The sequence below is a fragment of the Martinezella rhizogenes genome (genome assembly GCF_027460065.1).
Lineage (GTDB): Bacteria > Pseudomonadota > Alphaproteobacteria > Rhizobiales > Rhizobiaceae > Agrobacterium > Agrobacterium rhizogenes_C.
Window position 1 is genome coordinate 121296 of the sequence record NZ_JAPYZZ010000014.1, and the last position, 17120, is coordinate 138415.

The following is a 17120-nucleotide window of genomic DNA, read 5'->3' on the forward strand; positions in this document are numbered from 1 at the left end:
ACCAGCCTCATGGCCGTGCCGGCATTAGGCATGTGGCGGGAGTTCCGCCCCGGCGAGTTTCGTTGATATGTTGTCGCGCAGCCGGTAATAACGCAGCGCCAGCGCTGGCGCGAAACCCATGTAGAAGGGGGCGGCCTTCAACGGTTCCAGCTTCAACGCCAGCTCGTTTTCCCGCTTGCCGAGCGCCCATTCCGAAAGAATTGAGCCCAGCATCGAACCAGTCGGCACGCCGCGGCCCGAAAGACCGGTTAGAGCCACGACACCCGGCGCGAGGTCATAAAAGCGCGGAACGGTGCGATATTGCATGTCGAGTTCACCGAACCAGAAATAGTCCCAGCGGATATCTTCGCGAAGCTGGGGATGCAGCCATTTGAGCCGTTCGCTCATGACCTGTCTCGTATAGGCCATGTCCCGCCCCCGGCGTCCCATGGGAAACATTGATGCGACAATCCGGCCTTCGGCATTGTATTTATAGACATAAATGTCTCCACGGCCGTCGTGGATAGTCGTATTCCGCGGCAGGACGGTGCTGCGGGTCTCTTCCGACAGTATTTGCGTCGCGGCAACGAATACGCGCTGGATCTTGAAGGTTCGATCGAGTTTACGCCATCCGCCAACGGTATAGGCGCCGGTGGTGAAGATCACCTTGGATGCGATAACTTCGCCCCGCTCCGTCGTCACTCTCCAACCCCCACCCGCGTCGCGCTCACAGCCCGTCACAGCCGAGCCGGTGAATATCTTCCCACGCTCCTGGATGACCGCCCGGGCAAGACCACGGGCATAACCGAGCGGATTGAGGTGGCCTGCCTCCTCATGCAGCCAGCCGCCGTGGAAACGTGGACTGCCGGTAACCGCCGCCACCTCGTCGCGGCCGAGAAGCCGGGTTTTCGCGCCCACCGCATTATAGGTTTCGACCTTACGCCTGATCTCATCCATGGCGCCCCTGTGCGGCGCGCCCATCACATAGCCGTTCTGTACCCATTCGCAGTCGATCTGGTAATCGCGGACCATGCTTGAGACGCGATCATTCGCCCGCGTCTGCCGTTCGATGAGCCGTTCTGCCCAGGGTTCGCCCAGCATCCCGCGCAGCTCGGGCAGGCTGTAATGGGTAAAAGTTGGGGTGCAATGCCCGGCATTACGACCCGAACCGCCGAATCCGACCTCCTGCCGTTCAATAAGCACAACATTGACGCCCGCTTTCGCCAGTTCGAGCGCGGTCGTCAGACCGGTGTAGCCCGCGCCCACGATGCAGACATCGGCCTGAACACGACCGGAGAGAGGCTCCGTCTGCGGCGCGGAAGCTGCAGTCGCGTACCACAGCGTCACGTCAAAAGGTGAAAACGAGACCATCCTCTGAAACCCTCAGTTCAGGTCGCTGCGGGCATCGAGCGCATCACGAAGCCCGTCGCCGATGAAGTTGAAGCTGGTGACGGCAAGCGTGATGGCGACGCCGGGGACGATGGCGAGCCAGGGAGCCTTGTCGAGATATTGCTGGGCGCCATTCAGCATATTGCCCCAGCTCGGCAGCGGCGGCTGAATGCCATACCCAAGAAAGCTGATATAGGCTTCCAGAAGAATGGCGCGCGCGACCGTCAGGGTAGCGGCGACGATGATGGGGCCGACGGCGTTCGGCAAAAGCTCCCGAAACATGATCCAGCCATTGGGCAGGCCGAGCATACGTGCAGCCATGACGAAGTCACGTTCGCGTAGCGACCGTACTTCCGCCTCGACCAGACGGGCGATCTCCATCCAGCTCGTGACGGCAATGATCACCGTGATCATGAACGGGCTTGGCTTGACGAAAGCGGCCAGCGCCAAAAGCAGAAAAATGCTCGGGAAGGAAAGAAATGCATCGACGAAACGCATGAGGATCGCGCCGATACGACCGCCGTAATAACCGGCCACGACACCGATAACCGTGCCGATCAGCGTCGACAGTACCATGGCGAAGAAACCAACCAGCAGCGAGATACGGCCGGCATTAAACAGGCGCGCAGCTATGTCGCGTCCGAGCGGATCCGTACCGAAGATATGATAACCGGTCATCGGCGGCGCAAAACGGGCGCGCAGATCGATGAACAATTCGTCGTAAGGCAAAAGGTATGGCCCGACGACACAGGCGAAAATCATGACGGTTATCATGATGAGGCCGAGCACGGCCAGCTTGTGGCGGGCAAAACGACGAAGCGTGCGATTCTGCGACCAGTGGAATCGCGGCGTGGCCTGCGAGGGATGGAGTGTTGCAGCGGACATGGTCTTTCCTTCGGTTGAGTGCGGCGTCCGGCGATCAGGCCTTATCCGAGCCGGATACGGGGATCGACGAGGGCGACCAGCAGGTCAGCGAGCAAGCTGCCGAGCAGCACGAGGATGGCGGAAAACATGAGAAGTCCCATCACGACAGGATAGTCGTGATAACCGAGGCTATCGAGGAACAGTCGGCCCATGCCTGGCCAGGTAAAGACCGTCTCCGTGACCAGAGCGCCGCCGAGAATCGTCGGAAGCTGGAGGCCGGCGAGGGTTATCATCGGCAGAAGCGCATTGCCGACGACGTGTTTCATCAGAACCCGGCGCGGGGTCAGCCCCTTCGCGCGGGCGGTGCGGACGAAATCCTGATTGATGACGTCAAGCGTGGCGGTCCGCATATAGCGGCTCCAGACTGCGATGTTGACGAGAGCGAGCACGAGGCTCGGCATGATCAGGTGAATGGCGTAGTCGTAAAAGGATTGATCGCCGATCGTATACATGTTGCCCGCCGGCAGCCATTTCAGCCGCAGCGCGAAAACATAGATCGCAACCAGCCCGAACCAGAAGGTGGGGATGGAAAGCGCGACCATCGCGCCGACAGTCGCGGTATAATCGAACAGCGTATAGCGCTTGGTGGCGCCTTTTATCCCGATCCATGTCCCGACAAGAATCGATACGACCGTCGATGAGACCATCAACAGCAGCGTCGCGAACAGATGTCCGGAGATGATGTCGAGAACCGGCCGCTGGTCGCGGTAAGATTTGCCCCAATCGCCCTGCAGCAGGCGCCAGGCCCATTCGAGATACTGCACCGGCAAGGGCCTGTCGAGGCCCATTTGATGGGCGATACGATCGAGCGCCTCCCGCGTCATGCCGGGCGTCAGGGCAAATTGAGATAATGGTCCGCCGGGCGCGAGATTGAGGATCGCAAAACCGATGATCGAAACGAGTAGCAAAAGCACAAGGCTCTGCCATATCCGATGGAGAAGAAAGGTCAGCATGATGAGACTCCAGGTCGCATCGCGAGATGGACAGCGGCCCATCCACGAATAGCCGTTAGAGTGCCGGCTGTTTCAAAGTCGGCACTTTCCAACACGGGTCAGGCACAAGGCCCCGTCTGTGGCAGGCTCTATGCCAAACGCCAGGTTGCGACGTTCCAGGTGTCGATGCGGGTATTGACGTTGGGCTTCACGTTCTCGACGCCCTGCTTGTGCCCGCGCACCGTCGCATATTGGAACAGCGGCAGCAGCGGCAGTTCCTTGCGCATGATCTCCTGGATCTTTAGGTAAACCGCCTTGCGCTCCTCCGGAACGAAGAGGCCGCCGCCTTTGGCCAGAAGGTCGTCAACCTCCTTGTTGACGAACTGCCAGGTATTCTGGCCCGAACCGCCTTTCGCCCCGCTCGATGTCGAGCGGAAAAAGTCGGAGGTATCGGGGTCGGGGCCGGTCAAGAAGTCGAGGCCGACAATAACCGAATCGAACTTCGACAGCATCCAGTAGTCACCCCACATGACAGCCGGCGGCAGGTTCGAAATGGTCATCTCCACGCCGATATCCTTGAAGGATTGCTGCATATATTGCTGAACCTGTTCGCGGATGTGATTGCCCGCCGTCGTGGAGCAGGTGAAGGCGAGCTTCACACCATCCTTGGCGCGGATACCGTCGGCGCTGGCCACCCAACCCGCATCATCGAGCAGCTTTTTGGCTTTCTCGATGGAATATTCGTGCTTGGGAAGATCGGGATTGTAATAGAACGACTGCTGCGGCACGTAGCTTTCGGTCGGTGTGGGCAAGCCGTAATAAAGCGCCTCGATGATCGACTGCTTGTCGATGGCCGCATAGAGCGCCTCTCTCACGGCCGGGTCCTTGAACTGCGGCCGTTCCATGTTCAACGAGAGAGATTCGATCGTCGAACCGGGCACAACATTGACCACCTTGCCGGCGAGATCCTTGGCCTCGTCGTAATGGTCGGGCGTAATCCATTGCAGGCCGGCGACGTCGATATCGCCGGTTTTGAACTGGGTATACATGACATTCAGGTCAGGCACATATTTGTATATCAGACGCTGGATATGCGGACCATCGGCGAAATAATCGGCGTTGGCTTCAAGCAGAATGTAGTCTCCCGCAACACGCTCTTTCCATTTAAAGGCACCCGTTCCAACTGGCGCGTTGTTATAGGCGGCGGTGTTGCGATCGGCTTCCGCACCCAGAAGATGTTTCGGCGTGATGAAGGTGGAGGCGAGGATAGACGGATAGGGCGCGAAAGGCTTTTCCATCTTCCAGGTGATTTCCGTCGGCGATACCACCGTCAGATCACGTACATATTCATGGCCAGTCTTGCGCCACGAACGGAAGTTCGGATCAACGAGAAGCTCGAGTGTGAATTTCACGTCTTCGGCAGTGAACGGCTTGCCATCGTGCCATTTGACATCGTCCCGCAGCTTGACCTTCCAGTTGAGGCCATCGGCGGAAATGCCGCCATTTTCAACCGTCGGCACTTCGGCGGCGAGCGCGGCGACGAACGCGCCTTTCTCATCAACATAGAAGAGCGGGTCGAAGATGCTGAAATGGATGCCTTCGTCGACTTCGATATGCGGCATATGCGGGTTGAAGACGGTGGGCTCCTGCGAGAAGCCGACCGTGAGCTGGCCCTTGGCGGCCTTGTCCTGCGCCATGACGCGGGAAAAACCCGGAAGGCCGGAAAGCACGACGCCGGATGCGCTAAGCGCCAAAAGGCCAAGCGCCTGGCGGCGGGTGGTGTTGATAAACGGCTTGTTCTGGTCGGACATTTTTAGTTCCCCTTGATCCGATGGTTGAACATGACGATTATTGTTGCTTCCGCCTCTTTGGGCGGTACTACTCCCATCAGCAGTTGCCTGCCTCATGCCTCAGCAGAACGGCGGTGCTTGAACCGCCTTGCTCCGTCCTTCAAAAACCACTGACCAGTTCGATCTTCGAGCCATCGCTGAAGCGGCTGAACCGGAAATCAAAGCGATCGACGATCGGATTGCGGCCGGTGACGATATCGGCCATGAGTTTTCCCGCCGCCGGGCCGATGCCGAAGCCGTGGCCGGAAAAGCCGGTTGCAACATGGAAACCTGGAATGGCGTCGATGGCATCGATCACCGGAATGGCATCGGGCGTCACGTCGATCATGCCCGCCCAGCGCTGCGAGATTTCAGCCTTTTCGAAGACCGGAAAGGCCTGCTTCAGTTTCGCGAGCGCGCCATCCGTCATGCTGACAGACGGAATCGGGTCGAGCACACGATTATATTCGAAGGGTGATGGTTCATCGAGCGCCCAGCGGCGTGGGATGCGCCATTCATCGTAAAACCGGCCTGTGAGGCGCAGGTCGAGCGAGCACCACTCATGCCGCAGCGCGGGCAGGAATTTCAGCGCATAGCGGAAAGACGCGGGCACAATATCGACGATGTTCTGGAAGCCGTTCGCAATCGTATATCCACCGTCAAGACGCTTGCGGATCGCAAACCCATTCGACCAGATCGCCTCTTCCGGACCACCTTCCAGCGGCTTCGTGCGCAGCACGGAATTCATGACCTTGAGCTGCGGCAGATCGAGACCGTTATTGCCGAGAAACAGGCTGGACCAGGCGCCACCGGCCATGACCACCGCCTTGCAGGCGATTTCACCGCGTTCCGTCACGACACCCGATACCTTGCCGCCGGAAAGCTGGAGACCGCGCACGGCGCATTCCGTCAGGATGAAGGCACCCCGATCGCGGGCCGCTTCCGCAATGGCAGGAGCGGCCCGTTGCGGCTCGGCGCGGCAGTCACCGGCAGTGTAGAGCGCACCGGCGACGTTCATGTTTGAGCCCGGATATTTCGCCTTGAATTCCGCCGCACTCAGCATACGGCTTTCAATCTGGTAACCGTCCAGATTGCGGTTCCAGCGCTCGTGCTCGGAAAACTCCTTGTCGTTGGCGCAGGTGAAGACGATGCCGGAACGCTTGAAACCGGTCTCCCGCCCCGTCCGGCGGTTGAGGTCGGCCCAGATGCGCAGCGCTTCAGCCATCAGTGGCACTTCGCGCGGATCGCGCCGGGAAATACGCACCCAACCCCAGTTGCGGCTCGACTGTTCATGACCGATCCCGCCCTTTTCGCAAAGCGCGACACGCAACCCCTGATCAACAAGTTCAAGCGCGGTGGAGGTGCCGATAATGCCCCCGCCAATGACGACGACATCGACTTCTTTCGGCAATTCCCCATCACCGTGAACGGGAACGACATAAGGACCGGGCATGTCAGAAAAACTCCTCAAGCTGGCAATTGATGGCGAATTCGGCGACGGACGCCTCGTTCGGGAGGGCCAGCAGCATGGCGATGATGCGGGCAAGATCGGCGGGCTGGGTCATCTGATCCGCCGGCCGTTCGGATAAGGCCGTCGCCATATCGGTGGCGACGAAACCCGGGCATATGGCGGTGGCGCGCACGCCCCTGTCGAAACCCGCCTGCCGGATGGCATGCGCGAGCGCGACGGCGGCAAATTTGGAGAGCGAATAGCTGCCGGCCGAGGCGGATTTCACCCTTTTTCCCGAAAGCGAAGCGAGGATGATCACGCGGCCACGGCCATTTTCGCACAGGGCTTCCCAGGCGGCCTTCACCAGCCTTCGCGGCGCCTTGACGTTGACGGCGAGCATGGCGTCGATATCATCGTCATCCGCTTCGATCACCGTTTTCGGGATCATGATACCGGCATTCGCCACGACCGCGTCGATGCGACCGAAACGCTGAAAGGCCTCGTCCACCCAGCGCGTCTCAGCGACCACATCATTCGCGTCATAACTGGCAAGATGGACCTTGTCCTCGTGCCCAACAGCCCATTGCGGAAGCAGGGGGCTGCGCATACCAAGCGAGACCAACCAGCCTTCCTGAAGAAGCGCCGCGGCGACATGATCACCTATCCCTCTACTTGCGCCGGATATGAGAGCGACGCGTGTTGTCGTTTGATCGGTCATTCACGCCCCACAATGTGACGGTAAGCGCGGCGCAAAATATCGATCACCTGCTTCTGTTCGTCTTCCGGAATGAAACTGAAGAAATCGCGCGATTGCTGCGGAACGATCTCCCGGATTTTCACCGCAAGCGCCGCGCCGGCCTTGGTAATGTAAAGCTCCTGCGCGCGGCTATCCTCCTGCGACACCTCCCGGCGTATCAGGTCGTGGGCTACCATCTGGTCGATGACCCTGCCCATGGCGGAACGGTCCCGCATCGTCACATGCGCGATGACGGAGGGGCGGATGCCCGGATAATCATCCACGAGCAACAATGTCGTGATCTTGCCGGTTCCTTTCGCCACATCCAGCCCTTCCAGCCGGATATCGAGATCACGCGATACGGCAAGGTTGATCGTGCGGATGTAAAAGCTCAGCGTGTCTTCAAGCACGTCGAGATTGATGTCTGTCGGCGATATCGGCGGTTTTGCAGTTGGTTTGGACATGAAGTTTCCGTTCGAATGGTCAAAGGGCGGCATTTGCGGATGCGCTTTTCCGGCGCGCCACAGTGCAGGTTTTCCGGCCATGTCGTATTGCAATTTTGTGACTGCATGAAATGACAATTAGTGGATAAACGCAACTATTTTTTGGAGAAATTTCGAAATTTATTATATAAAACAATACCTTATTCGACGACGCCAAGTCGCCGCCGGATCAACGAAAGACCCGGCGGTCGAGACGGTTTCAATATATCGCGCGATATGCAGGCCCCTCCGGGCACCCCGCCCGGCAGGCTCTGGTGCTACATGCCCGTGGCCGTGGCTACCGGTTCCCAGTCCGCGCCGGGGATAGCCGCAACGAGTTTCTGCGTATAGGGATGCGCAGGCGCCCGAAAGATTTTCGCCGGCGGCCCCTGCTCCACGACCGTACCCTTGTGCATGACCAGAACATCGTCGCAAATCTGGCTTGCGACCCTGAGGTCATGGGTTATGAAAATCATCGCAACTTTCATCTCCCTTTGCACCCGCGCCAAAAGCTCAAGAACCTGCGCCTGTATGGAAACATCCAGAGCAGACACGGCTTCGTCGGCCACCAGAACCACAGGATCGAACATCAGCGCGCGGGCAATGCCGATGCGCTGGCGCTGGCCGCCGGAGAATTCGTGCGGGAAACGGTCATAGGCCTGCTCATCCAGACCGACGAGTTTCAGAATACCAAGGGCTTTTATTCTCGCCTCATGCAGAGCCGTCCCATGGGCGACAGGCCCGACTGTCAAAATCCTGCCGATGGTATGGCGTGGATTAAGCGAGGCAAACGGATCCTGAAAGATCATTTGGATATAGGGTCGCATCGATCGAAACGCCGCTTCGTCCATCGCGGCAATGTCGCGGCCATCGAAGCATATTGAACCGCCATCCGGCTCCAGCAACTTGAGCAGGACACGCCCCAGCGAGGATTTACCCGATCCGCTTTCGCCGACGATACCGAGTGTCTGGCCCTTGCGGAGTTTAAAGCTGACACCGTTCACAGCCTTGACGATGCGGGCCTTACGGAAAAACGAGCCGGAACTGCGATATTCCTTCTCGAGATTTTCGACCTCAAGAACGACGGGAGCTTCTTCGCTGACCGAACGCTCGGTGCCGCGCATCCGCGGAACCGCAGCAACCAATCGCTGGGTGTAGGGATGGCTGGGATTTACCAGAACCTGATCCGCCTTCCCCTGCTCCACGAGATATCCCTTTTCCATCACCACGACGCGATCGGCGATCTCAGCGACCACACCGAAATCATGGGTGATGAACATGACGCTCATGTTCTTCCGCTTCTGGATCTTGCGGATGAGATCGAGAATCTGCGCCTGGGTGGTAACGTCGAGAGCGGTCGTCGGCTCGTCGGCAATCAGCACATCCGGGTCGAGCGCCAGCGCCATGGCGATCATGACGCGCTGGCGCTGTCCACCGGACAGACGAAACGGATATTGCAGCCGCATCAGCGGCGGCTCGGGGAGACCGACCTCTTCCAGCAGCTCCAAAACCTTGGCCTTGCGGGTCTCGGGCGTTCCCGCGCCGTGCGCCTCAAGCACCTCGGCGATCTGGTCGCCGACGGTCATCAACGGGTTGAGCGCGGAAAGCGGATCCTGGAAAATGATTGAGACCGCCTGACCGCGCAGAGGTCGGATCTTTTCTTCCCTGGCCGCGAGTATGTCCATTCCCTTGAAATGGATTTCGCCGGAACTGACTGTGATCACGGGCGACAGCAGCCCCATGATCGTGCTGGCGGTGACGGATTTGCCGGAGCCGGATTCACCGATGATGCACAGGATTTCACCTGCGCGGAGGTCGAACGAGATATTCTTGACCGCGTGAGTGCGCTCCATTCGCGGCGGCAAATCCACCGTGAGATTGCGAACGGATAGCACCACGTTGGCTGACGTGGTTGGATGCGACATAAGTTCCCCTTGTTTTTTTGTAACTTTGTTCGCCTTGGCCGGCGTCTTAACGCCGGAGACAAGATAGTGGACTATATCCACTATCTTGTCTAGCGGTGAGGTCTAGCTTTGCCAACTGTTTGCCATTGGGCCGATGTCGACCTCAGGCTTTCCAAATGCCAAGGCAACGCGCTCGTCAATGTTCCAAGGTCATTCCGCCAAGCTTTCAGATGTGCCGCTCAGGGCCGTGCGGCATTCGGAATAAGCAGGCGAGTCGGATGAGCCTTGGTTTGGATCCGCGGCAGGGTCCAACGTATCACCGGGATTGGAAGTGCCAGACGAATTTTCTGCTCAACTTGATGGCTTGCATCATAGTACCTTTGAATACTTCTGGTCCGGCAACCATCCGGAAAGTGGACTTCCCAAGGATCGCATGCGGTCCAACGGCCTGCCGCTCCACGAAACCACGTCCATATCGGGGGTTGGCTTTGGATTTCTAGCACTGATCGTCGGCGCTTACCGTTCCTGGATCACAAGGCAGGAAGCGGTCGATCGCGCAAACCGGATGCTTCGATCTCTCGGCGCGGTGAAACGATTTCACGGCGCCTTTCCGCATTTTGTTCATACGTCCGCTCTGGCGTCGTTCCCCGTGCAATATACCTTGCGTGCCGTTCTCTCCGTTTTCATTGATGGGAAGAAACTCTCCATTGCTGCCTTGTCCCAGACATTTCCGGAGCGGCTCATCGAACAGGTGAGCCGTGGTCGCCCATAAGGCGCTGGAACTGCTCGCTCATATATTGGCTTCCCTGATCGGAATGATATAGCAGCGCGTCCGGTTTTCCTCGATACCAGATCGCCATGATCATCGGACATCAAGATCACGAGCCGCCTGCGCAACAGTGACCCCACGTTCCCTGACAAGCTTCACAGCCTCAAGCTTATAGCCGCGGCTGAATATTCGTCTTTGCATTCATGCTCTCCCGTTTCAGGAGGAACACCTTAACTCGATGTCCATGAAACCGACAGCAGGCCATGCCGCCCTCCCCAAGCGACAATTTTGTTTGAAGATTGTTGCGTTCAATCTACGCGATGGGAAGAACGGCAACCACTCCATCTATTCACTTTGAGCTTAATTGGGCATCAGAAGATAATGTCCGACTCCCCAGACCTTCCCACCCTGATGCCCAAACAGCCCGGCGGTTGCGAGGAAAAAAAGTCGCCAGCGGCGTTCCCACAGTCGCGCGTCGCTTCCGTAAACACGTTTCAAGATCGGCCGGATACGCTCAATTTCCCGGTCAAAATTCGCCAGCCAATCAAGAGCTGTGCGTCGGTAATGTAGACCTGACCATCGCCAGTCCTGTTCCACCGCGAAAATCTTACCAAAACGATGGGGCAGATCGAAAGCAGGCATGATACCGCCCGTGAAAAAATGCTGGGCGATCCAATCGGCCGGATTATTGTGATCAAAACGGTAGGATCGATTATTGTGGTTGAAGACGTGCAGGAAGAATCTGCCTTCCGGCTGCAGCCAGGAACGAACCCGCTCGAATAGTGCCTGCCAGTTCGACATGTGCTCGAACATTTCCACCGACACGACACGATCGAAACGATTGCCTGTCGTGAAATCATTCATGTCGGCGGTCACCACCGAAAGGTTGGAGAAGCCGCGCTCCCGGGCGCAACCAATTATGTCGTCACGCTGTGATGCTGAGTTCGAAACGGATGTGATCCGCGCATTGGGAAATCGGCCCGCCATATACAGGGAAAGCGAGCCCCAGCCGCAGCCGAGTTCGAGAATATCCATGCCATCAAGCAACCGGGCATGGGCCACGGTCTCGGCAAGCGCCGCAGTCTCTGCGTCATCGAGAGTCGTCGTGGCGTCGGGATAATAACTGCAGGAATATTTGCGCTGAGCTCCGAGAACCAGCGAGAAAAATTCCGCTGGGACTTCGTAATGTTGTCTGTTGGCCTCGTCGGTATGGCTGGCGATGGGAAACTTCGGCATATCCTTCACAAAGGCCAATTCGGAATTATCGGGAATATTTGCAAGCCGCCGTTTCGTTCGTGCGCAAAGCATATCGATACCCGCCAGTGTGACCGCATCACTGAGCGGTGCGCGTTCTACAGCATTGATTGCGAAGGCAAGCATGTTCATGGCGTTTCCTCATTCTTGCGCGGCCCCGGAAAGAAGGCGTTGAGGCGGCGTTGCAGGGCGCGGAATTTCTCTCCGCGCGATTTCAGCATGTGCTCTTCAAGCGGCGGAATGCCGGAGACGTGGACGAGCAGCCAATACATCATGACGGGTGCGGCGAGCGACGCCCAGGACACGAGCTGTTCCTGAACGGCAAGCAACGGGAAGCTGCACCAGAACAGCCATTCGAAGAAATAATTGGGGTGGCGGGAATAACGCCAAAGGCCGGTTTCACAAACGCCGGTTTTGGCTTCCGGCGTCTTTCGGAATTTTGAAAGCTGGGCATCCGAGAGCGCTTCACCGGCCAGTGCGGTCAAAGCGATCACCGTGGCGAAGCCATCGATGGCACGCGGAAAATCCTGAACGTTACTGGCAGCGAGATAAATCGCGAGAACCAGAACGAAAGCGGCGATGGCCTGTATCTGGAGAAAAATGAAAAGCCTGAGAGAGGCGGCGCTGCCCCACTCCTCGATCAGCTTTGCATAACGGGGATCTTCTCCTCCACCTCGCGTGCGCAGGCCGATATGCCCGGCAAGCCGCAACGACCAGACCACGACAAGAAAAAATACGGCCGCGCGCCGCCAGCCGTCTCCTTCCGCGAATAAAACAGCCAGAACACCGCCAAGCCCCACACTCGCAGACCAGACGGTGTCGATCCAGCCGCTCGAACCGGTTGCTCTCTGCAGCGCCCACGCGCCTGCCATCAGAAGCGACATGAGAATGGCAAGCGTCAGGGTCACAGACAACATCACTACTTCGCTCACCGTTTGAACAGATGGAGACCGGGTTTCGTGATGGCAAATACGACCGAACCGGCAAAAGAGTTTCAGGTTTCGGAAAGATTCCAAAAAAACACCTGCCCCCTGAAACTTATCCGCCCCCTGCTTCGTATCTGCGCTGTCCCACGACAAATTTCTGTAATGCGATAGCGAGGATAGATGACCGACACGGAAGCGAGACAAAAAGATAGCCGGCGCCGCATCGCGATTGTGGGAACGGGAATTTCCGGCCTGTCGGCAGCGTGGCTTTTGTCGAAACGGCACGATGTCACGGTCTATGAGGCGGCTGATCGCGTCGGCGGCCACAGCAATACGGTGCGATTCGATACGGATCGTGGACCGGTTCATGTCGATACCGGGTTCATTGTCTATAACGAGTGGACCTATCCCAACCTTACCGCGCTTTTCAAAACGCTGGACGTACCGACCGCGGCCTCGAACATGTCTTTCGCCATCTCTTTAGACAATGGCGACTTTGAATATTCCGGCGGAACCGGTCTTGGCCTGCTGGCACAGAAGAGAAATCTGCTCAGACCACGTTTCTGGGCGATGCTGGCGGACCTCCTTCGGTTTTACCGCAATGCCCCCCGCGATCTGCATTTGATGGGCGACATATCGCTTGACGAATATCTCACGCGCAACCGGTACGGATCGGCTTTCCGCGACGATCATCTTTATCCCATGGCGGCAGCCATATGGTCCACGCCGGCGATGGAGGTCGGCCGTTATCCGGCAGCGCATTTCATCAAATTCTGCCGCAATCACGGCCTGCTGTTGCTGCGCAATCGGCCGGTCTGGCGCACCGTTGTCGGGGGCTCGCGCGAATATGTCAAACGCATCACGGCACCGTTTGCCGACCGAATTCGCCTCTCGACACCGGTGACGCGCATTCGCCGCCTGCCGCGCGGCGTCGAACTCACCACGGCTGACGGAGAAACCACCCGCTTCGATGACGTGGTGATCGCAACCCATGCGGATCAGGCGCTGAACATGCTCGTGGACGCTTCGCCCGCGGAACAGCGCATCCTCGGTGCGTTTGGCTATACGAAAAACCGCGCCGTGCTTCACACCGACAGCAGTTTCATGCCCCAACGCCGCGCCGCCTGGTCAAGCTGGAACTATGTGGCCGATACGCGCATTGAGGCGGGCCAGCCGAGCATCACCTACTGGATGAACAGTCTTCAGCCGTTGGGTGAAATCCCGGACACTTTCGTTACGCTGAACCCGGTCCGGGAACCGGATCAAGGAAAAATCATCGCCGAGGAAACCTATCACCATCCCGTTTTCGACGCCGGCACCGAACAGATGCGTCAGGAACTCTGGGCCCTGCAGGGTCTGCGAAACACCTGGTTCTGCGGCGCTTATTTCGGTTCGGGTTTTCACGAGGACGGACTTCAGGCCGGGCTTGCGGTCGCTGAAGATTTAGGCGGGGTGGCACGACCATGGAAGGTTGCCGACGATAGCGGCCGGATCATTCGCCTGGATTTGAAAACCATTGCGACGGACACGGAACTCATGGAGGCGACAGCATGACGCCTCCCCTTACATCAGCGCTTTTTCCGGGCCATGTAACCCACGCACGCTTCAAGCCGAAAACCCATAAACTGGCCTACCGGATCTATTCGCTGCTTCTCGATCTCGATGAGCTGGAGGTACTCGACCGGAAATTGCGGTTTTTCTCCGTGGACCGGTTCAACCTGTTTTCATTTCATCGCAGGGACCGTGGCGACGGCAGCGCGATTGGCTTGCGCCGGCAGATAGAGACAGCGATGGCGGCGGCGGGTATCGCCGTGGATGGAGGGCCCATTCGCCTCCTCACCATGCCGCGCCTGCTCGGCTGGGCCTTCAACCCTCTCAGCGTATTCTTCTGCTATGGGCGAGACATGTCGCTTAAAGCCATCCTCTGGGAGGTGGATAACACCTTCGGGCAACGGCATTCCTATCTGATCCCGGTGGAGACTGGCAATGAGACCGAGATCGTCCAGCGATGCGACAAGGCCTTCTATGTCTCACCTTTCATGGACATGGACCTCCACTATGTTTTCCGCGTCGTTCCACCCGGCGACAAGCTGAAGATCGTCATCGAAACTTCCGACGATGCCAGCCTCGTCCTGACGGCCCGTCATCTTGCCCGGCGCGTCGAGCTGACCGATCGCGCTCTGCTCAAAGCCTTCATCACCATCCCGTTCCTGACGCTCAAGGTCGTTCTCGGCATTCACTGGGAAGCCCTTAAAATCTGGCTGAAGGGCGTGCGGCTCAAAAAACGTCCGCTGCCGCCCGCCGAGCCTGTCTCCTTCGTTCATCCTTCATCGTCGCAAATCGAGGCCAGAATTCATGACCCCGTTTGAAAATCTCTCGGAACTACCTGCACAGAACACGCGCCTCAACGGTAGCGCCGGCATGGGCACATGGCTCATCAACCGGCTGCTGAGCAATATCGAGCGCGGACGCCTGCGCGTAACTCTTCCCGGCGGCGGAACATTCGAAAAATCGGGCGATTCGGAAGGCAGCGAGGCCATTCTCGTGCTGCACAACTGGCGGGCCATCCGCAGGGTGCTCGTCAATGGCGATATCGGCTTCGCGGAAGGCTTCATCGAAAATGACTGGTCTACGCCTGATCTGACGGCACTCATCCGTTTCGCCGCTCAGAATCAAGATGCATTTGCAAGGTCGACGCGCGGCAGCCTGCCAATGCGCCTCATCAACCGCATGGCACATGCTCTGAACGCCAATACCAGACGCGGCAGCCGCCGTAATATCGAAGCACATTACGATCTCGGCAACGAGTTCTACCGGCAATGGCTGGATCCCTCGATGCTCTATTCCTCAGCGATTTTCGACGACACCACACCCACCCTCGAGGCCGCTCAACGGAAGAAACTCGAGCGAATTGCCGAGAAGCTGCAGCTAAGCGGAAATAACAGCGTACTCGAAATCGGCTGCGGCTGGGGTGCACTCGCCATCCACCTCGCCACGCAGCAGAATGCCGACGTGACCGGCATCACCCTTTCCCCCTCCCAGTTGCGTTGGGCAGAAAATGCGGCGGAGAAAGAAAACAAGGCGGGCAGGATCGATCTCAGGCTGCAGGATTACCGCGACGTGCAGGGCCAATTCGACAATATCGTCTCGGTGGAAATGTTTGAAGCTGTCGGCGAAGCCTATTGGCCAAGCTATTTCGAAACGCTGAAACGCTGCCTGAAACCCGGCGGCCGTGCGGTGCTGCAAATCATCTCCATTGACGAAAGCCGCTTCGATACCTATCGGCGCAAGGCTGACTTCATTCAGAAATACGTCTTCCCGGGCGGTTTCCTGCCATCCGATTCAGCGCTTGAAAAAGCCGTCGGACAAGCCGGCCTGAAACTCACGGAGACGGAGCTTTTCGGCCAGTCCTATGCGCTCACACTGGCGGAATGGCGCCAGCGTTTCCACGCCCGGTGGCAAACGATTTCCCTGCTCGGCTTCGATGAACGCTTCCGGCGGCTCTGGGATTATTACCTCTGCTACTGCGAAGCGGGTTTTGCCGAGGGGACGATAAATGTGGGCCTGTACACCATAGAACACGGATGAGGCGGGGCGAACAAGCGGAGAAAGACGATGAAAATCAGCAGATTGGCAATTGTATCCGCCCTCCTTCCGACGCTGATGGGCCTCAGCGCAGCAGCAGGCGAGATCGACGGCAACTGGGCGCGCGGCGACGGCAAGGCGAAAGTGGTGATCGCGCCCTGCGGCGAAAAAATATGTGCCACGAACACATGGATCAAACCCGGCACCGCAAAAGAAAAGACCGGTGATCGTCTGATCATGGATATCAAGCAGAGCGAGGAGGGCAGCTATTCCGGCACCGCCTTCGACCCGCAACGGGACAAATCGTACAAGATAACAGTGACGGTCGCGCGCGATAACATGACCACGAAAGGCTGCATCGTCGCCGGCCTGCTATGCAAGGGCATAAGCTGGACCAGGATCGACTAACGCTCGCCGCCCTTTCAATGCCTCATAAAGGAAAACACTGATGAAGACCTATCTCGCCGCCTATTCCTTCACTCTCGTTGCCTTTCTGGTAATCGATTTCATCTGGCTGAGCACCATGGCGTCGCGTCTTTATCGGCCGGCCATCGGCGATCTTCTGGCCGAGAATTTCCGCCTTGCTCCAGCAATCGTCTTTTATCTCATCTACGCGGCCGGCCTCACTTTTCTCGCCGTTCGTCCGGCTCTGATTTCGGGCGAATGGACCACGGCTCTGCTCTATGGTGCAGCGGTGGGCTTCATGGCCTACGCCACCTATGATCTGACCAATCAGGCCACGCTGAAGAACTGGTCCACTACCCTGACTGTTGCCGATCTACTGTGGGGAACCTTCGTCTCCGCGGCAGCGGCCGTCATCGGTTATCTCGTCACGATACGCCTCATCGGCCCGCTTGAAAACTCGGCGGGCCTGTCATGACACTTGTCATAACCTGCGGCTCGCGCCCAACCCTCAAAGGGAGTGCCTGTAGCGAACGCTCCAGGCATCTCTTGTCTTCCT

General features: G+C 58.2%; 16 protein-coding genes and 1 pseudogene. 5 read left to right on the plus strand and 12 right to left on the minus strand.

Annotation, left to right across the window (positions count from 1 at the left end; all coding sequences use genetic code 11):
* Window positions 1-24: 24 nt before the first annotated feature.
* The 12 genes and pseudogenes from O8B93_RS20095 to O8B93_RS20145 form a co-directional block, all read right to left on the minus strand.
* Window positions 25-1350 (minus strand): NAD(P)/FAD-dependent oxidoreductase, encoded by a 1326-nt coding sequence (locus O8B93_RS20095; RefSeq protein ID WP_269711665.1) that lies wholly within the window; start codon window positions 1348-1350, stop codon window positions 25-27.
* 12 nt (window positions 1351-1362) lie between these two features.
* Window positions 1363-2253, minus strand: a complete 891-nt coding sequence (locus O8B93_RS20100; protein WP_269711666.1) for an ABC transporter permease — start codon at window positions 2251-2253, stop codon at window positions 1363-1365.
* A 41-nt stretch (window positions 2254-2294) separates the two neighbouring features.
* On the minus strand, window positions 2295-3245 hold the full coding sequence (locus O8B93_RS20105) for an ABC transporter permease (RefSeq protein ID WP_269711667.1): 951 nt from the start codon (window positions 3243-3245) through the stop codon (window positions 2295-2297).
* Between the two features lie 128 nt (window positions 3246-3373).
* A complete protein-coding gene (locus O8B93_RS20110) occupies window positions 3374-5035 on the minus strand; it encodes a peptide ABC transporter substrate-binding protein (protein WP_269711668.1) in 1662 nt (553 codons plus the stop codon).
* Window positions 5036-5174: 139 nt separating this feature from the next.
* Window positions 5175-6506: an NAD(P)/FAD-dependent oxidoreductase gene (locus O8B93_RS20115; RefSeq protein ID WP_269711669.1), complete on the minus strand. Its 1332-nt coding sequence runs from the start codon at window positions 6504-6506 to the stop codon at window positions 5175-5177.
* A gap of 1 nt (window position 6507) precedes the next feature.
* Window positions 6508-7221, minus strand: coding sequence for an SDR family NAD(P)-dependent oxidoreductase (locus O8B93_RS20120; protein ID WP_269711670.1), 714 nt, complete (start codon window positions 7219-7221; stop codon window positions 6508-6510).
* Window positions 7218-7703 carry a MarR family winged helix-turn-helix transcriptional regulator gene (locus O8B93_RS20125; RefSeq protein ID WP_269711671.1) on the minus strand — a complete coding sequence of 162 codons (486 nt, stop codon included), beginning with the start codon at window positions 7701-7703 and terminating at the stop codon, window positions 7218-7220. The genes O8B93_RS20120 and O8B93_RS20125 overlap by 4 nt, the downstream gene beginning before the upstream one ends.
* Window positions 7704-7999: 296 nt before the next feature.
* Complete coding sequence (locus O8B93_RS20130) at window positions 8000-9646, minus strand: ABC transporter ATP-binding protein (RefSeq protein ID WP_269711672.1); 1647 nt, start codon at window positions 9644-9646, stop codon at window positions 8000-8002.
* Between the two features lie 600 nt (window positions 9647-10246).
* Window positions 10247-10491 (minus strand): annotated as a pseudogene (locus O8B93_RS27960) (IS3 family transposase); the annotation flags it as partial.
* The gene (locus tag O8B93_RS27965; RefSeq protein ID WP_405049076.1) at window positions 10488-10595 is read right to left on the minus strand and encodes a transposase; all 108 of its coding nucleotides are present in this window, start codon (window positions 10593-10595) and stop codon (window positions 10488-10490) included. The gene O8B93_RS27965 and the pseudogene O8B93_RS27960, both read right to left, overlap by 4 nt.
* 159 nt (window positions 10596-10754) lie before the next feature.
* The gene (locus tag O8B93_RS20140; RefSeq protein ID WP_269711673.1) at window positions 10755-11780 is read right to left on the minus strand and encodes an SAM-dependent methyltransferase; all 1026 of its coding nucleotides are present in this window, start codon (window positions 11778-11780) and stop codon (window positions 10755-10757) included.
* Window positions 11777-12565 carry a DUF1295 domain-containing protein gene (locus O8B93_RS20145; RefSeq protein ID WP_269711674.1) on the minus strand — a complete coding sequence of 263 codons (789 nt, stop codon included), beginning with the start codon at window positions 12563-12565 and terminating at the stop codon, window positions 11777-11779. Before O8B93_RS20145 ends, O8B93_RS20140 begins: the two co-directional genes overlap by 4 nt.
* Window positions 12566-12754: 189 nt before the next feature.
* On the opposite strand from O8B93_RS20145, the gene O8B93_RS20150 reads away from it, so the two are divergent.
* From O8B93_RS20150 to O8B93_RS20170, 5 genes are read left to right on the plus strand one after another with little or no spacing between them, the layout of a single operon-like run.
* Window positions 12755-14128 (plus strand): NAD(P)/FAD-dependent oxidoreductase, encoded by a 1374-nt coding sequence (locus tag O8B93_RS20150; RefSeq protein WP_269711675.1) that lies wholly within the window; start codon window positions 12755-12757, stop codon window positions 14126-14128.
* Entirely contained in the window at window positions 14125-14943 is an 819-nt protein-coding gene (locus O8B93_RS20155; protein ID WP_269711676.1) for a DUF1365 domain-containing protein, read from the plus strand. The genes O8B93_RS20150 and O8B93_RS20155 overlap by 4 nt, the downstream gene beginning before the upstream one ends.
* Window positions 14930-16162 carry an SAM-dependent methyltransferase gene (locus O8B93_RS20160; RefSeq protein ID WP_269711677.1) on the plus strand — a complete coding sequence of 411 codons (1233 nt, stop codon included), beginning with the start codon at window positions 14930-14932 and terminating at the stop codon, window positions 16160-16162. The genes O8B93_RS20155 and O8B93_RS20160 overlap by 14 nt, the downstream gene beginning before the upstream one ends.
* A 27-nt stretch (window positions 16163-16189) precedes the next feature.
* Complete coding sequence (locus tag O8B93_RS20165; RefSeq protein ID WP_269711678.1) at window positions 16190-16567, plus strand: DUF2147 domain-containing protein; 378 nt, start codon at window positions 16190-16192, stop codon at window positions 16565-16567.
* 40 nt (window positions 16568-16607) lie between these two features.
* The gene (locus O8B93_RS20170; protein WP_269711679.1) at window positions 16608-17039 is read left to right on the plus strand and encodes a DUF2177 family protein; all 432 of its coding nucleotides are present in this window, start codon (window positions 16608-16610) and stop codon (window positions 17037-17039) included.
* Window positions 17040-17120: the final 81 nt, after the last annotated feature.

Bases quoted from the DNA above. Each gene is read 5' to 3' on its own strand.
- O8B93_RS20095 (WP_269711665.1), bottom strand. From the start codon at position 1,350: ATGGTCTCGTTTTCACCTTTTGACGTGACGCTGTGGTACGCGACTGCA.
- O8B93_RS20100 (WP_269711666.1), bottom strand. From the start codon at position 2,253: ATGTCCGCTGCAACACTCCATCCCTCGCAGGCCACGCCGCGATTCCAC.
- O8B93_RS20105 (WP_269711667.1), bottom strand. From the start codon at position 3,245: ATGCTGACCTTTCTTCTCCATCGGATATGGCAGAGCCTTGTGCTTTTG.
- O8B93_RS20110 (WP_269711668.1), bottom strand. From the start codon at position 5,035: ATGTCCGACCAGAACAAGCCGTTTATCAACACCACCCGCCGCCAGGCG.
- O8B93_RS20115 (WP_269711669.1), bottom strand. From the start codon at position 6,506: ATGCCCGGTCCTTATGTCGTTCCCGTTCACGGTGATGGGGAATTGCCG.
- O8B93_RS20120 (WP_269711670.1), bottom strand. From the start codon at position 7,221: ATGACCGATCAAACGACAACACGCGTCGCTCTCATATCCGGCGCAAGT.
- O8B93_RS20125 (WP_269711671.1), bottom strand. From the start codon at position 7,703: ATGTCCAAACCAACTGCAAAACCGCCGATATCGCCGACAGACATCAAT.
- O8B93_RS20130 (WP_269711672.1), bottom strand. From the start codon at position 9,646: ATGTCGCATCCAACCACGTCAGCCAACGTGGTGCTATCCGTTCGCAAT.
- O8B93_RS27965 (WP_405049076.1), bottom strand. From the start codon at position 10,595: ATGCAAAGACGAATATTCAGCCGCGGCTATAAGCTTGAGGCTGTGAAG.
- O8B93_RS20140 (WP_269711673.1), bottom strand. From the start codon at position 11,780: ATGAACATGCTTGCCTTCGCAATCAATGCTGTAGAACGCGCACCGCTC.
- O8B93_RS20145 (WP_269711674.1), bottom strand. From the start codon at position 12,565: ATGTTGTCTGTGACCCTGACGCTTGCCATTCTCATGTCGCTTCTGATG.
- O8B93_RS20150 (WP_269711675.1), top strand. From the start codon at position 12,755: ATGACCGACACGGAAGCGAGACAAAAAGATAGCCGGCGCCGCATCGCG.
- O8B93_RS20155 (WP_269711676.1), top strand. From the start codon at position 14,125: ATGACGCCTCCCCTTACATCAGCGCTTTTTCCGGGCCATGTAACCCAC.
- O8B93_RS20160 (WP_269711677.1), top strand. From the start codon at position 14,930: ATGACCCCGTTTGAAAATCTCTCGGAACTACCTGCACAGAACACGCGC.
- O8B93_RS20165 (WP_269711678.1), top strand. From the start codon at position 16,190: ATGAAAATCAGCAGATTGGCAATTGTATCCGCCCTCCTTCCGACGCTG.
- O8B93_RS20170 (WP_269711679.1), top strand. From the start codon at position 16,608: ATGAAGACCTATCTCGCCGCCTATTCCTTCACTCTCGTTGCCTTTCTG.